Origin of the sequence: Pseudomonas sp. WHRI 8519 (assembly GCF_040224055.2) — a bacterium.
Taxonomy (GTDB): domain Bacteria; phylum Pseudomonadota; class Gammaproteobacteria; order Pseudomonadales; family Pseudomonadaceae; genus Aquipseudomonas; species Aquipseudomonas putida_X.
The window spans coordinates 3,495,547-3,508,409 of the sequence record NZ_CP167996.1; the positions used below are offsets into that span (position 1 = coordinate 3,495,547).

Consider the following 12,863-nt stretch of genomic DNA (forward strand, 5'->3'; position numbering starts at 1 on the left):
ATGTTGCGCTACATCCTGCTGCGCCTGGCGCTGCTCGTGCCGGTCATGCTCGGCGTGTCGTTGCTGGTGTTCGTGCTGCTGCACCTGGGCAGCACCGACCCGGCGCTGGACTACCTTCGGCTTTCGCACATTCCACCGACCGACGCAGCCATCGCCGAAGTTCGCCATACCCTGGGGCTGGATCGCCCCTTGTATGCGCAATACCTGAGCTGGCTGTGGAACGCCGTGCACCTGGACTTCGGCATCTCCTACATCACCGGCCGGCCAGTGCTCGATGACCTGCTCTACTACCTGCCCGCCACCCTGCAACTCGGCGGCCTGGCGTTGGCCTGCACGCTGCTGCTGTCGATCCCGCTGGGGCTGCTGGCGGCCCGTTGGCAAGGGCGCTGGCCCGACCACGCCGTGCGGGCAGTGACCTTCCTGGGAGTGTCCATGCCCAATTTCTGGCTGGCATTTCTGCTGATCGCGCTGTTTTCCCTGTGGCTGGGCTGGCTGCCACCGCTGGGGCGCGGGGGGGCCGGGCACCTGGTCATGCCAGTGCTGGCGATCGCCCTGATGTCGATGTCGATCAACGCCCGTCTGCTGCGTGCCAGCCTGCTGGAAGCCGGCGGGCAACGCCACGTCACCTATGCCCGTGCCCGCGGCCTGCCCGAGCGGCACGTCTGGCGCGACCATATCCTGCGCAATGCCTGGTTGCCGCTGGTAACGGCCACCGGCATGCACATCGGCGAACTGATCGGCGGCGCACTGGTGATCGAGACCATCTTCGCCTGGCCCGGCGTTGGCCGTTTTGCGGTGTCAGCAGTGCTGAACCGCGACTTCCCGGTGATGCAGTGCTTCACCCTGCTGCTGACCGGCCTGCTGATGATCTGCAACCTGGTCGTCGATGTCTGCTACGCCTGGCTTGATCCTCGCAGCCGGCTGGAAGGGGTGAACGCATGAGTGCGCTGTCTGCCCTGCGTCAGCCCTGGCTGCTGCGCCGCCCGAGCCTGACGATCGGCCTGGTCCTGGTCGGCCTGCTGGTAATGCTGGCGCTGTTCGGCCAGTGGATCGCCCCGCATGACCCCGACCTGGTCGACCTCGGCCGGCGCTTGCAGGCGCCCGACGCCAACCACTGGCTGGGCACCGACCACCTCGGGCGCGACTTGCTTTCACGGCTGATCGTCGGCACGCGGCTGTCCTTGGGCAGCGTGATGCTGACCCTGGCGCTGGTGCTGGCGCTTGGCCTCGCGGTCGGCGGCGTGGCCGGGTTCGTCGGCGGGCGCACCGACCTGCTGGTGATGCGCGTGTGCGACATGTTCATGACCTTCCCCACCCTGGTACTGGCATTCTTCTTCGTCACCTTGCTGGGCACAGGCCTTAGCAACGTGATCATCGCCATCGCACTGTCCCACTGGGCCTGGTATGCACGCATGGTGCGTGGCCTGGTGATTGCCCAGCGCGGTCGCGAGTACGTATTGGTTGCACGCCTGGCCGGCGCCTCACGCTGGACGCGGCTGCGCCAGCATGTGCTGCCCAACATCGCCGGCCCCCTGCTGGTGCTGGCGACCATGGACATCGGCCACATGATGCTGCACGTCTCCGGCCTGTCGTTCCTCGGCCTTGGAGTGGCGCCGCCCACCGCCGAATGGGGCGTGATGATCAACGACGCCAAGGAGTTCATCTGGACGCACCCGCAACTGCTGCTGTTGCCAGGGCTGATGATCTTCTTCTCGGTGATGGCCTTCAACCTGTTGGGCGATGCGCTGCGCGACCGCCTGGACCCTACACAGGAGCGCCATTGAATGAACCCGTCGGTCCTTGAAATCCGCGGCCTGCGCATAGAGGCGCAGGCCGGCGTGCTGGTGCACGGCGTCGACTTGCAACTGCGCCGCGGCGAAGTCTGCACGTTGGTCGGTGCCAGTGGCTCGGGCAAATCCCTCAGTTGCCTTGGTGCGCTCGACCTGCTGCCACCAGGCCTGTCCCGCACCCAAGGGCAGTTGCTGCTCGATGGCCAGCCGCTGGCTGCCAGCAGTGCCCGTGGCCGCCTGGCCAGTCTGGTACTGCAAAACCCGCGCAGCGCCTTCAACCCAGTACGCAACATGGCCAGCCACGGCCTGGAGACGCTCCGGCAGCGCGGAGTCACCGGTACGCAAGCCCGTGCGCGGATGGCCCAGTGCCTGGAGGCGGTGGGCCTGGCAGACCGTGAACGGGTGCTGCAATCGTTCGCCTTTCAGCTCAGCGGGGGCATGCTGCAACGGATGATGATCGCCCTGGCGCTCATGGCCGAAACCCCGTTCCTCCTGGCCGATGAACCCACAAGTGACCTCGATGCCCTGAGCCAGGCGCGTTTTCTCGACCTGTTGATGGAACTGGTGCAGGTCCATGGGCTGGGGGTATTGCTGGTCACTCACGACATGGGCGTGGTGGCGCGCTGCGCAGACCAGGTGGCGGTGATGGAAGCCGGCCGCGTCGTCGAGTACCAGCCGGTGCATGTGCTTTTCCAGCGCCCTGCCAGCGCCACTGCCCGTACCCTCCTCCACGCCCACCAGATACTTTGCGGGAGCCAGCCATGAGCCTGCTGCACGTCCACCACCTGAGCCATCGCTATCGCACCGGGGGGCTGTTGCGCAAACGGGGCTGGCTGCAGGTGCTCGACGGTATCGAGCTGCAACTGCATGCCGGTGAGTCGGTCGGCCTGCTGGGCAGCAGTGGCAGCGGCAAAAGTACGCTGGCGCGGCTGCTGCTCGGGCTGGAAAAACCGACCCAGGGCCAGGTGAGTTTTGCCGGGCAGGATGTCAGCCAGCTACGGGGGGAGCAGGCGCGCGACTTCCAGCGCACCGTGCAACTGGTGTTCCAGGACGCCCCCGGTGCCTTCAACCCGCAGCGCAGCATCGGCTGGAGCATCGCCGAACCGTTGCGCCACCTCACCGGCATGGATGAAGCCCAGCGGCAAGCGCGCACGCTCGAACTGCTGCAGGCCATGGGCCTGCGCGCCGAGCATGCGCAACGGCTGCCGCAGCAGTTGAGTGGCGGCCAGTTGCAGCGTGCCAACATCGCCCGAGCGCTGGCCGCCTCGCCGCAGCTGGTGGTGCTGGACGAAGCGTTGTCGAACCTGGACCGGGTATTGCAGTTGCAAACGCTGCAGCAGCTCGAGGCGTTACGCCAGCGCAGCGGCACCGCCTTCGTGCTGATCAGCCATGACCTGAGCCTGGTGCAGTACTTCTGCCAGCGGGTCGTGCTGCTGGACGCTGGTCGCATCGTCGAGGACCGGCCCGTCGAGCACGGCACTGTTTTCGAGCATCCCGTTGGAAAGCAGCTACAGTCTGCCATGTTGCCCGTACGGCCCGACAAGAGGCAGGCAAGACAAGCGCTGCCACTCGGCATGCACTGACACCAACATGAGGGTGCATCCGGCGTGAACGCCAGAACGCTTTTCCAGTGCGCAGGCAAAGTGCCACAATGCGCCACCGATCACGAATTGCGGCCGATGCCATGACAGAGCTCAATCCAGGCGATGAGATAGCGCACTGCGTTAGGACGGATCGCCTGCACCAGCTGTTCGTCCAGTCGGCACCCGCTGTGCTTGGCAGTTTCCTGGCGGCGGCAATGCTGTGCTGGTTGGGCTGGGAGCGTTTCGACCAGCAAACGGTAGCCGTCTGGATGACAGTGCTGAGCCTGTCGACGGCCCTGCGCACCGCGATGTTCGTCGCCTACCTGCGAGCCCCCGCCAGCCAACGCACGGCCGAACGCTGGGAGTGGCGCTACTGGGCCACCCTGGCGTTGTCCGCGGCAGTCTGGGGCTTGGGCGCACTGGCGGTGATGCCTGCCGACGACCTGTTGGGGCAGGCATTGATCATGCTGTTTGCCGTGGGCATGTCCGTCAGCGCAGTCTCGTGTTACTCCTCGTACCGCAACATGACCCTGGTCTCGATCGCCTTGGTACTGCTGCCTTGCACCGGCTGGCTGCTGCTGCAGCCAGCCGCGCTGCAACAGGGCATCGCCCTGGCGGTGCTGGTGTTCGCCTCGTTCGTGGTCAATGCAACGAACAGCCTGTCTTCAGCGCTGGTCACCGCCTGGCGCCTCAGGCATGAAATGGAGCGCGCACACCGCCTTGCCATCGTGGCCTCATGCACGGACGAGTTGACCGGCTTGAACAACCGGCGTGCCTTCTTTGACTGCGCCCTGGCGCAGCACACCCTGTGCCAGGAGGCGCAGACGTACGTAGCCGTGCTGATGCTGGACGTCGACCATTTCAAACAGATCAACGACACCGCCGGGCATGCGGCGGGCGACCAGGTGTTGCAACGGATCGGTGCAGCCATCAGCGCCAGCCTGCGTGCTGACGATATCGCTGGCAGGCTGGGCGGCGAAGAATTCGCCATCCTGCTACCCGACACGCCTCTGGCCACTGCCAGCGAGATCGCCGAGCGCCTGCGGACCTTGATCGCAAAGCTGAGCGTCAACAGCGAACACGCCGTTACCGCCAGCATAGGCCTGGCCTTCGCCAAAGCCCCCGCCAGTGAACTCGATACCTTGCTCAGCAGTGCCGACAAGGCCATGTACCGTTCCAAGGCATCGGGCCGCAACCGCGTGACGGTTGTCGACCACAGGCATGCAACCGCCTGATGGTACGGCTGGCCAGGGCCTGACGCCTGACCGCTTGCCCTGATTTGGTTCGACTTTTTCGGTAAACCCGGGAGTGCACCCATTTGATGCAGCAAGCTGCGGCCGGCGGCGCGCTCCGCCCACGCCAACCTCCGTCAAATCGCCTGATATTGTCGCGATATTGATAGCAACAAGCGCACTCACGCTGCTCCAGAGCCATTTTTGTTCCTGACGCTTGCGACCTGCCCGTTCCGGCATCGTCATTGCAACGCCCTCTCCCGATCGCTTGGCAAGCGAGAAACGAAACTGCCGACGAGTCGTGGCAAGGAGTGGGTATGTCCCGGGCTTTTTTCAATGAAATGTATGAGGCAAACGGAAGTTGCCGCCCGCACTATCAGGAGTTCGCCCGCTGGCTGGCGAACACACCGCTGGAACTGTTGGAACAACGGCGGCATGAGGCCGACCTGCTGTTCCACCGGGCCGGTATCACCTTCACCCTCTACGGTGACCAGCAGGACACCGAGCGGTTGATCCCCTTCGACATCATCCCGCGCAGCATCCGCGCCAGCGAATGGCGCATCGTTGAACGTGGGTGCATCCAGCGGGTTCAGGCGCTGAACCTGTTCCTCCAGGACATCTACCACGATCAGCGCATCCTCAAGGCCGGCATCATTGCGCCAGAGCAAGTGCTGGCCAACGAGGGTTATCAGGTCGCCATGCAGGGCCTGAACCTGCACCGCGGACTGTACGCCCATATCGCCGGCGTTGATTTGGTACGCGACAGCGATGGTACGTATTACGTACTGGAAGATAACCTGCGCACCCCCAGCGGCGTCAGCTACATGCTCGAAGACCGCAAGATGATGATGCGCCTGTTCCCTGAACTGTTCGCCGCCCAACGCATCGCACCGATCGACCACTACCCCAACCTGCTGCTCGACACACTCAAGAGTGCCAGCCCGCTGGACAATCCGACCGCCGTGGTGCTTACCCCCGGGCGCTTCAACAGTGCCTACTTCGAGCACGCCTTCCTGGCGCGGGAGATGGGCATCGAGCTGGTCGAAGGCGCCGACCTGTTCGTGCGCAACGACCACCTCTACATGCGCACCACCGCAGGCCCGCAGCAAGTGGACGTGATCTACCGCCGCCTGGACGACGAATACCTCGACCCCCTGTCGTTCAACCCTGATTCGATGCTGGGGGTACCGGGGCTGATCTCGGTGTACCGGGCTGGCAACGTCGTGCTGGCCAACGCGGTGGGCACCGGCGTTGCCGACGACAAGTCGATCTACCCCTACGTCGACGAGATGATCCGCTTCTACCTGAGCGAGGAGCCGATCCTGAAGAACGTGCCCACCTGGCAATGCCGCAAGCCACAGGACCTGTCCCACGTTCTGGCCCATCTGCCCGAGCTGGTGGTCAAGGAAACCCAAGGCTCCGGCGGCTATGGCATGTTGGTCGGCCCCGCTGCAACGGCGGCGCAAATCGAGGACTTCCGTGCCCGCATCAAGGCGCGCCCGCACGCCTACATCGCTCAGCCCACGCTGTGCCTGTCCACCTGCCCGACTTTCGTCGAAAGCGGTATCGCGCCGCGCCACATCGACCTGCGTCCGTTCGTGCTGTCAGGCAGCGAAACGCGCCTGGTGCCCGGCGGCCTGACCCGCGTTGCACTGCAGGAAGGCTCGCTGGTGGTCAACTCGTCGCAGGGCGGCGGCACCAAGGACACCTGGGTGGTGGAGGACTGAGCCATGCTTTCGAGAACCGCTTCCGACCTGTACTGGATGTCCCGCTACCTGGAGCGCGCCGAAAACCTCGCGCGCATGCTCGAGGTCAGCTACTCGCTGTCGCTGATGCCGCAAGCCGGCCGTTCGGATGGCCACACAGAGCTCGCCATGTCGCTGCTGGCATCCGGCACGCTGGACGATTACATCCGCAAGCACGCCGAGCTGGACACCGAGCGCATGCTGCACTTCTTTGCGCTGGACGCGAACAACCCCAGCAGCATCTATTGCTGCCTGCAGGCAGCGCGCACCAACGCCCATGCGGTGCGTGGGCGCATAACCGCCGACATGTGGGAAAACATCAACGCCACCTGGATCGAAATGCGCAACATCGCCAGCAATGGCCTTGGACGCTATGGCATCAGCCAGTTCTGCGACTGGGTCAAGGAACGCTCCCACCTGTTCCGCGGCGCAACCGCTGGCACCATCATGCGCAACGATGCCTACAGCTTCATTCGCCTGGGCACCTTCCTGGAGCGGGCGGACAACACCCTGCGCCTGCTCGACGCCCGCTACGAAATGTTCGGCGAAACTTCCGAGGAGGTCAGCGACGACTCGGCAAGGGGTTACTACCAGTGGAGCGCCTTGTTGCGCGCGCTGACGTCCTACGAAGCCTTCAACGAAATCTACCGCAACGCGCCCAGCGCACGGCCGGTGTCGGAGCTGTTACTGCTGCGCGTCGACGTGCCACGCTCATTGCATGCCTGCATCGAAGAGCTCGACCAGATCCTCGCCGCGCTGCCTGGCACTACCGGCCGCGCCGCACAACGGATGGCTGCCGAACTCAACGCGCGGCTGCGCTACACCGCCATCGATGAGATTCTCGAAGCCGGGCTGCACGTGTGGCTGACCGACTTCATCGGCCGCATCCACCAACTGGGCCAGACAGTGCACAATTCCTACCTGGAGGTCGTATGAAACTGTCCATTCGCCACGACACCACCTACAGCTACGCCAGTGACGTGTGCAACAGCATCCAGTTCCTGCGCCTGACACCACGCAGCAGCGAGCGCCAGCGCATCCTCGAGTGGCAACTGGACCTGCCCTGCAAGGTGAACAGCCAGATCGACCCGTATGGCAATATCCTGCACGTACTGACCCTGGACAAACCCCATGGCCACCTGGCCCTTACCGCCAGTGGCCAGGTAGAAATCGACCCGGCCTGTGAACACGAGGCCGGCGGCCAGTCGCCCCTGCCTTTTCTGCGCAGCAGCCACCTCACCCAGGCCAGTGACGCACTCAAGGCCTTTGCCACCCAGCAGTGCGGCGAGCGCCGCGACCGGGGCGCGCTGACCGCCCTGATGCAAGGGCTGGCCGACCATATGCCCTACAGCCCGGGGGCTACTTCGGTGGGCACCACCGCCAGCGAGTCATTTGCCGGCGCCGCCGGGGTGTGCCAGGACCATACCCACGCCTTCCTGGCCTGCGCCCGTAGCCTGGGCGTCCCGGCGCGCTACGTGTCCGGCTACCTGTGCACCGAAGACGAAACCCACCTGGCCAGCCACGCGTGGGCCGAAGCCTGGATCGATGATGCCTGGTACAGCTTCGACGTCACCAACCGCCTCACCCGGCCCGAACGGCACCTGAAACTGGCGGTCGGCCTGGATTACCTCGACGCCTGCCCGGTCCGGGGCGTGCGCCGCGGTGGCGGCGTCGAATCCATGCAGGCCAGCGTCCACGTGCACCGCCAGTAAGCGCCTGGCGCAACGCTAACGGCCCCGTCGCGCCCTGCGCGGCGGGGCCGCTCCATTCCAAGAACAAGGTAGAAAGCATGACCTACTGCGTCGCTATGCATTTGGCGGACGGGCTGGTATTCATCTGCGACTCCCGTACCAATGCCGGGATCGACCAGATATCCACGTTTCGCAAACTGTTCGTTTTCAGCGTGCCGGGGGACCGGCTGATCGTCCTGCAGACCGCCGGCAACCTTGCCACCTCGCAATCGGTGGTCAACCTGCTTGAGCAACGTAGCCGAGGTACCGGCAGCCACCTGCTGAACGTCGGCACGCTCTACGACGCGGCGGCACTGGTGGCCGAAACCCTTCGCGAAGTCATCACCCGTGACCGCAGCAAGCTGACGGCGCAGATCGACCTGAGCGCCTCGTTCATGGTGGGCGGTCAGATCGCGGGCAGCGCCATGGGCATCTACAACGTCTACGCCCAAGGCAACTTCTTCCAGGCAACGCCGGACACGCCGTTCCTGCAATTGGGCGAGAGCAAGTACGGCAGACCGATTCTCGACCGCAACCTGACCTACGACACGCCCTTGGACGAAGCGCTGCGCTGCGGCTTGATCTCATTCGACTCGACCATTCGCAGCAACCTGTCGGTCGGCATGCCGCTGGACCTTTTGGTGTATGGCAAGGACAGCCTCACGGCCAGGGAGCCGGTGCGCATCCATCAAGACGACCCCTACTACAGCCATATCCGCAAACAATGGGGTGACGGTTTGAAAAGCCTGCTGGGCGAGCTTACCCCGCCACCGCCGGGCTTCATGGCCAAATGAGCCGGGGCCAACCCTCGGTCACGCCAGTAGTGTTATCACCAGGTCCGCAATGTTGATAGGCACGAATACCACGGTCAGCAGCGAATAGGCCCTCCGCGAGCGGGCTGCGAACACGCACAGGGGGATCACGATCATCACCACGTCAACGGCGCCCCAAAGCGCCAGCGGCGAGACACCGAACAGCAAAATGTTGACGATGAGCCCAAGCAGGTAATAGCCCGACAGGAACAACAGCGCGTACCGGCCATCCTGCTCGAAGTACAGGCGCAGCCCTCCCACTTCGTCCTCGCTTCGGCTGGGCAACATCAGCGCCGAGGAAACGAACAGCGAAAGCGCCAGCAGCACCAGCAGCAGAAATTCCTGGAACGAGAAGGTCGCCCTTACTTGTGGCAGTGCATTGACCGCCCACCAGAAATCCATCTGCGTGGTGAAGAGCATGACCGCCCAGACCAGGGCCACCCAATCAGGGGCAGCGCTGCGCCGAATACGAAAGACCGTCAGCGCGCCCAGCAGCAGGCGGGTGACCGACAGCCCCAAGATCATCGAGAGGACGGTAGCAACGATAGGGAAATTGCTCATGGTGCTTCCTGCCAGCCACTGTTCTGGACAGCGTAGGCGGCGCACAGCAAACTTTGAAAAAATGAGTCGGTAGTTTGGGCGTGGCGTGGGATTTTCAGTGCCTGTGATCCCGGACGCCACCCTGCGCCCGACGCAGGTGGTTGCGCCCCAGGAAAACAGCGGCGACATCAATCCAAGGAGCCTGCATGTCAGAACGCAGTAACAGCGAGGTGAAGTCCTGCGACTCTGCCTGGTCGGTCTTTCTGATTTTCCTGCGCCTGGGGCTGACTTCTTTCGGTGGCCCCATTGCCCACCTGGGCTACTTTCGCGAAGCGTTGGTATCGCGCCGCCAATGGCTCAGTGAACGCAGTTACGCCGAACTGGTCGCCCTGTGCCAGGTCCTCCCCGGCCCGGCGAGCAGCCAGGTCGGGATAGGCCTTGGCCTCTCACGCGCAGGTTTTGCGGGCGCGGTGGCAGCCTGGGCAGGCTTCACATTGCCATCGGCCATCATGCTGATCCTGTTGGCCCAGGGCATCTCGGCATGGGGCGGCGCCGCCCCTGGTGGTTTGCTGCACGGACTGAAGATCGTTGCAGTCGCGGTTGTCGCCCAGGCGGTGTGGGGCATGGCACGCAGCCTTTGCACCGATGTTGCGCGTGTGACCATCGCCTTGTGCGCCACCTGCGCGGCGCTTGTGTGGCCCACTGCGCTGGGGCAGACCAGCGTGATCGTGTGTTCTGCCTTGGCAGGCTGGGTGCTGTTCAAGTCCACGCCACCTCCGGCAGCGGAAAAACTACCGTTTTCAGTCAGCCGCAAAACCGGCCTGATCGCGCTGACAGTGTTCTTTGCTCTGTTGCTCGGGCTACCGCTGCTGGCCCAGGTCTGGCCGTCGCAGGTCCTGGCGATGGTGAACGCCTTCTACAATGCAGGCTCACTCGTCTTCGGTGGCGGGCATGTGGTGCTGCCGCTGCTGCAGTCGGCGACAGTGCCCAACGGCTGGGTCAGCAACGACACCTTCCTGGCGGGTTATGGCCTGGCACAGGCGGTACCGGGGCCCCTCTTCACCTTTGCGGCATTTCTGGGGGCATCCATGACCGTGCAGCCCTCCGGCTGGGTGGGCGCTACGGTCTGCATTCTGGCCATTTTCACCCCCTCCTTCCTGCTGGTGGTCGGCGTCTTGCCCTTCTGGCAAACACTGCGGCACAGCGCGCGTAGCCAGGCCGCGATGGGTGGTGTGAACGCAAGCGTGGTAGGGCTGCTGTTAGCCGCCCTGTACCACCCGGTCTGGACGAGCGCCATTGCCACGCCATCGGACTTTGCTTTTGCGCTTACAGCCCTCGTGGCCCTGATGTTCTGGAAGATGCCACCCTGGCTGGTGGTCCTGGGCTGCGGCCTGTTTGGCTGGCTGCTTACTGCAATGCAAACGTCAGGGTAGCTGCCAGCCCGCCGCTGGCCCTGTTCTCAAGGCGCACCTGGCCGCCCATGCGCTCGGTGATGGTAGCCACGATCGAGAGCCCAAGCCCTGCCCCATTGGGGCTATTGCGGCTGTAGAAGCGCTCGAACACCCGCCCGAGGTTGGCCTCGTCGATGCCCGGCCCTTCATCTTCGACAACCAGTTCGAGGCGATTGGCCAGGCGCTTGAGTGATACGGTGATGCGCCCACCGGGCGGTGAATGCTCCACTGCATTGGACACCAGGTTCTGCAGGGCGATGGCCAACGCACCAGCATCGATCAGCAAACCGTGGTCACCCTCGCTGATATCCAGCGAGGGCTCCAGGCCGCGGTCCAGTATCCAGGGTGTGAGATCCGCCAGCACATCGGTGACCACTTCGCTCAGGTCGACAAGGGCGGTGGGACGCTGACCGAGGCGCGGCTCGACACGGGCCAAGGTCAGCAACTGGTTGACTACCCGGGTCAGCCGGTCCACACCGCCAATCAGAAAGCCCAAGGCTTTCTGGCGCTCGGCATCGGTAGTGGCGGCTTGTGCGTTTTGCGCATGCAGGCGCAGGATCGCCAGCGGGGTGCGCATCTCATGGGCGGCGTCTGCGATGAACCGATGCTCGCGCCGCAACAGGTCCTCGATCTGCGCCAGCAGGCGGTTGATGGCAGCCTGCATGGGTTCCAGTTCGGTCGGCAACGGCACCAGTTGCAAAGGCTCCAGGGAGTCGGCATGGCGCGCACGAATCACATCGGCCATGTTCTGCAACGGCCGCAATCCCCAGCCGATGGCTGCCCAGACCAGCACTACCAGGCCCAGGCTGCCGAGCAGAAACGGTAACAGGGTATGGCGCACGATGCGGTCGATCAGGTCGTAGCGCACATCGTCGCGCTCACCCACCCAGATCACCCACTGCTTCTCGGGCACCGGTAGAACGAAGCCACGCCATTGCTCGCCACCGCTGGCGAAATCATAAAAGCCAGGGGCCGTGGGCGGTGCGTCGAGCGTCGGCGCACTGGGCGTGTGCACCAGCAGCCGCCCTCCTTCTCCCCATACCTGGAACGCCAGCTTGCTTTCATAGGGGTGGCCCACGCGATGGCGCCCGGCCTTGCCCAACGCTTCGTTGAACGCCCGATACAGTTTTTCGCGATTGCCATCCTGCACCGGCAGGTTCATGACACCCTGCAGCAGCCGGGCATTCTGAGCCATGTGGGCATCGTAGACTTCGTTGATCTCGCGCCGGCTGTCGTGATAGTTGTACAGCGCCAACAAACCGGTGCCGAGCAGCATCAGCGCCATCACCCGCCACAGCGTACGCTGGCGCAGCGAGCTCATAGCTTGCCCTCGACCAGATACCCGATACCGCGCACCGTGCGGATCAGGCCGTTGAACAGCTTCTTGCGCAGGTGATAGATGTTCACTTCCAGCGTGTTGCTTTCAGGCTCCTCGTCCCAGCCGTACAGCAGCTGGGTCAGCCGCTCACGGGTGAACACTTTGCCCGGTTGCGCCAGCAGCTCGTGCAGCAGCCGATACTCCTTGGGCGTCAGTACCACAGGTACACCGTTGTAGTGCACCTGCTGAGTGGCAGGGTCAAGGCTTACGCCTGCGTGCTCGATGAGCACCGTGGCCCGGCCGGCACTGCGCCTGAGCAAGGCGCGCAGCCGAGCCTTGAGCTCGTTGAGGTCAAAGGGCTTGACCAGGTAGTCGTCGGCACCGGCATCCAGGCCGATGATGCGATCCTCGGTGGCATCGCGCGCGGTAAGGATCAGCACCGGCAGGCTGTCGCCCCCTGCCCTGACCCGTCGCAGCAACTCGATGCCACCCAGGCGCGGCAGGCCGAGGTCGAGGATCACCAGGTCGAACATTTCGTTTTGCAGGGCATGCAGCCCGCTCAGGCCATCGCGCAACCAGTCGAGGGTATAACCCTCCTGGCGCAACCCGTCGCAGATCCCCTCACCCAGGGCGGTATCATCCTCAACCAGCAGCAGCCGCAT

Annotated in this window: 13 protein-coding genes; 10 read left to right on the top strand and 3 right to left on the bottom strand. The window is 64.3% G+C overall.

Features of this window, described 5'->3' with window-relative positions; translation table 11 throughout:
• From nikB to ABRP30_RS15960, 9 genes are all read left to right on the top strand, one after another.
• A complete protein-coding gene (gene nikB, locus ABRP30_RS15920) occupies positions 1-942 on the top strand; it encodes a nickel ABC transporter permease subunit NikB (protein WP_241803764.1) in 942 nt (313 codons plus the stop codon).
• Positions 939-1,784, top strand: a complete 846-nt coding sequence (gene nikC / locus ABRP30_RS15925; RefSeq protein WP_349975743.1) for a nickel ABC transporter permease subunit NikC — start codon at positions 939-941, stop codon at positions 1,782-1,784. Before nikB ends, nikC begins: the two co-directional genes overlap by 4 nt.
• Positions 1,785-2,555 (top strand): nickel import ATP-binding protein NikD, encoded by a 771-nt coding sequence (gene nikD / locus ABRP30_RS15930; RefSeq protein WP_349975742.1) that lies wholly within the window; start codon positions 1,785-1,787, stop codon positions 2,553-2,555.
• Positions 2,552-3,373 carry a nickel import ATP-binding protein NikE gene (gene nikE, locus ABRP30_RS15935; RefSeq protein ID WP_267816576.1) on the top strand — a complete coding sequence of 274 codons (822 nt, stop codon included), beginning with the start codon at positions 2,552-2,554 and terminating at the stop codon, positions 3,371-3,373. The genes nikD and nikE overlap by 4 nt, the downstream gene beginning before the upstream one ends.
• A 188-nt stretch (positions 3,374-3,561) precedes the next feature.
• Positions 3,562-4,608: a diguanylate cyclase gene (locus ABRP30_RS15940; RefSeq protein WP_349975882.1), complete on the top strand. Its 1,047-nt coding sequence runs from the start codon at positions 3,562-3,564 to the stop codon at positions 4,606-4,608.
• A gap of 314 nt (positions 4,609-4,922) precedes the next feature.
• Entirely contained in the window at positions 4,923-6,332 is a 1,410-nt protein-coding gene (locus ABRP30_RS15945; protein WP_241803768.1) for a circularly permuted type 2 ATP-grasp protein, read from the top strand.
• Between the two features lie 3 nt (positions 6,333-6,335).
• Positions 6,336-7,286, top strand: a complete 951-nt coding sequence (locus ABRP30_RS15950; RefSeq protein ID WP_241803769.1) for an alpha-E domain-containing protein — start codon at positions 6,336-6,338, stop codon at positions 7,284-7,286.
• Positions 7,283-8,062 carry a transglutaminase family protein gene (locus ABRP30_RS15955; protein ID WP_349975741.1) on the top strand — a complete coding sequence of 260 codons (780 nt, stop codon included), beginning with the start codon at positions 7,283-7,285 and terminating at the stop codon, positions 8,060-8,062. Before ABRP30_RS15950 ends, ABRP30_RS15955 begins: the two co-directional genes overlap by 4 nt.
• Positions 8,063-8,139: 77 nt before the next feature.
• Entirely contained in the window at positions 8,140-8,874 is a 735-nt protein-coding gene (locus tag ABRP30_RS15960; RefSeq protein ID WP_349975740.1) for a proteasome-type protease, read from the top strand.
• Positions 8,875-8,892: 18 nt separating this feature from the next.
• Here ABRP30_RS15960 and ABRP30_RS15965 read toward each other — a convergent pair whose 3' ends face one another.
• Positions 8,893-9,453 carry a hypothetical protein gene (locus tag ABRP30_RS15965; protein ID WP_349975739.1) on the bottom strand — a complete coding sequence of 187 codons (561 nt, stop codon included), beginning with the start codon at positions 9,451-9,453 and terminating at the stop codon, positions 8,893-8,895.
• Positions 9,454-9,638: 185 nt separating this feature from the next.
• Here ABRP30_RS15965 and chrA point away from each other — a divergent pair, with 185 nt between their 5' ends.
• Positions 9,639-10,865, top strand: a complete 1,227-nt coding sequence (chrA, locus tag ABRP30_RS15970; RefSeq protein WP_349975738.1) for a chromate efflux transporter — start codon at positions 9,639-9,641, stop codon at positions 10,863-10,865.
• On the opposite strand, the gene ABRP30_RS15975 is transcribed toward chrA, so the two are convergent.
• Both ABRP30_RS15975 and ABRP30_RS15980 read right to left on the bottom strand, forming a co-directional pair.
• The gene (locus ABRP30_RS15975) at positions 10,840-12,204 is read right to left on the bottom strand and encodes an ATP-binding protein (protein WP_349975737.1); all 1,365 of its coding nucleotides are present in this window, start codon (positions 12,202-12,204) and stop codon (positions 10,840-10,842) included. The genes chrA and ABRP30_RS15975 overlap by 26 nt on opposite strands.
• A complete protein-coding gene (locus ABRP30_RS15980) occupies positions 12,201-12,863 on the bottom strand; it encodes a response regulator (RefSeq protein WP_267816586.1) in 663 nt (220 codons plus the stop codon). Before ABRP30_RS15980 ends, ABRP30_RS15975 begins: the two co-directional genes overlap by 4 nt.

Excerpts from the sequence above, each read along its gene's own strand:
- nikB (WP_241803764.1), top strand. The coding sequence starts at position 1 with ATGTTGCGCTACATCCTGCTGCGCCTGGCGCTGCTCGTGCCGGTCATG.
- nikC (WP_349975743.1), top strand. The coding sequence starts at position 939 with ATGAGTGCGCTGTCTGCCCTGCGTCAGCCCTGGCTGCTGCGCCGCCCG.
- nikD (WP_349975742.1), top strand. The coding sequence starts at position 1,785 with ATGAACCCGTCGGTCCTTGAAATCCGCGGCCTGCGCATAGAGGCGCAG.
- nikE (WP_267816576.1), top strand. The coding sequence starts at position 2,552 with ATGAGCCTGCTGCACGTCCACCACCTGAGCCATCGCTATCGCACCGGG.
- ABRP30_RS15945 (WP_241803768.1), top strand. The coding sequence starts at position 4,923 with ATGTCCCGGGCTTTTTTCAATGAAATGTATGAGGCAAACGGAAGTTGC.
- ABRP30_RS15950 (WP_241803769.1), top strand. The coding sequence starts at position 6,336 with ATGCTTTCGAGAACCGCTTCCGACCTGTACTGGATGTCCCGCTACCTG.
- ABRP30_RS15955 (WP_349975741.1), top strand. The coding sequence starts at position 7,283 with ATGAAACTGTCCATTCGCCACGACACCACCTACAGCTACGCCAGTGAC.
- ABRP30_RS15960 (WP_349975740.1), top strand. The coding sequence starts at position 8,140 with ATGACCTACTGCGTCGCTATGCATTTGGCGGACGGGCTGGTATTCATC.
- ABRP30_RS15965 (WP_349975739.1), bottom strand. The coding sequence starts at position 9,453 with ATGAGCAATTTCCCTATCGTTGCTACCGTCCTCTCGATGATCTTGGGG.
- chrA (WP_349975738.1), top strand. The coding sequence starts at position 9,639 with ATGTCAGAACGCAGTAACAGCGAGGTGAAGTCCTGCGACTCTGCCTGG.
- ABRP30_RS15975 (WP_349975737.1), bottom strand. The coding sequence starts at position 12,204 with ATGAGCTCGCTGCGCCAGCGTACGCTGTGGCGGGTGATGGCGCTGATG.
- ABRP30_RS15980 (WP_267816586.1), bottom strand. The coding sequence starts at position 12,863 with ATGCGGCTGCTGCTGGTTGAGGATGATACCGCCCTGGGTGAGGGGATC.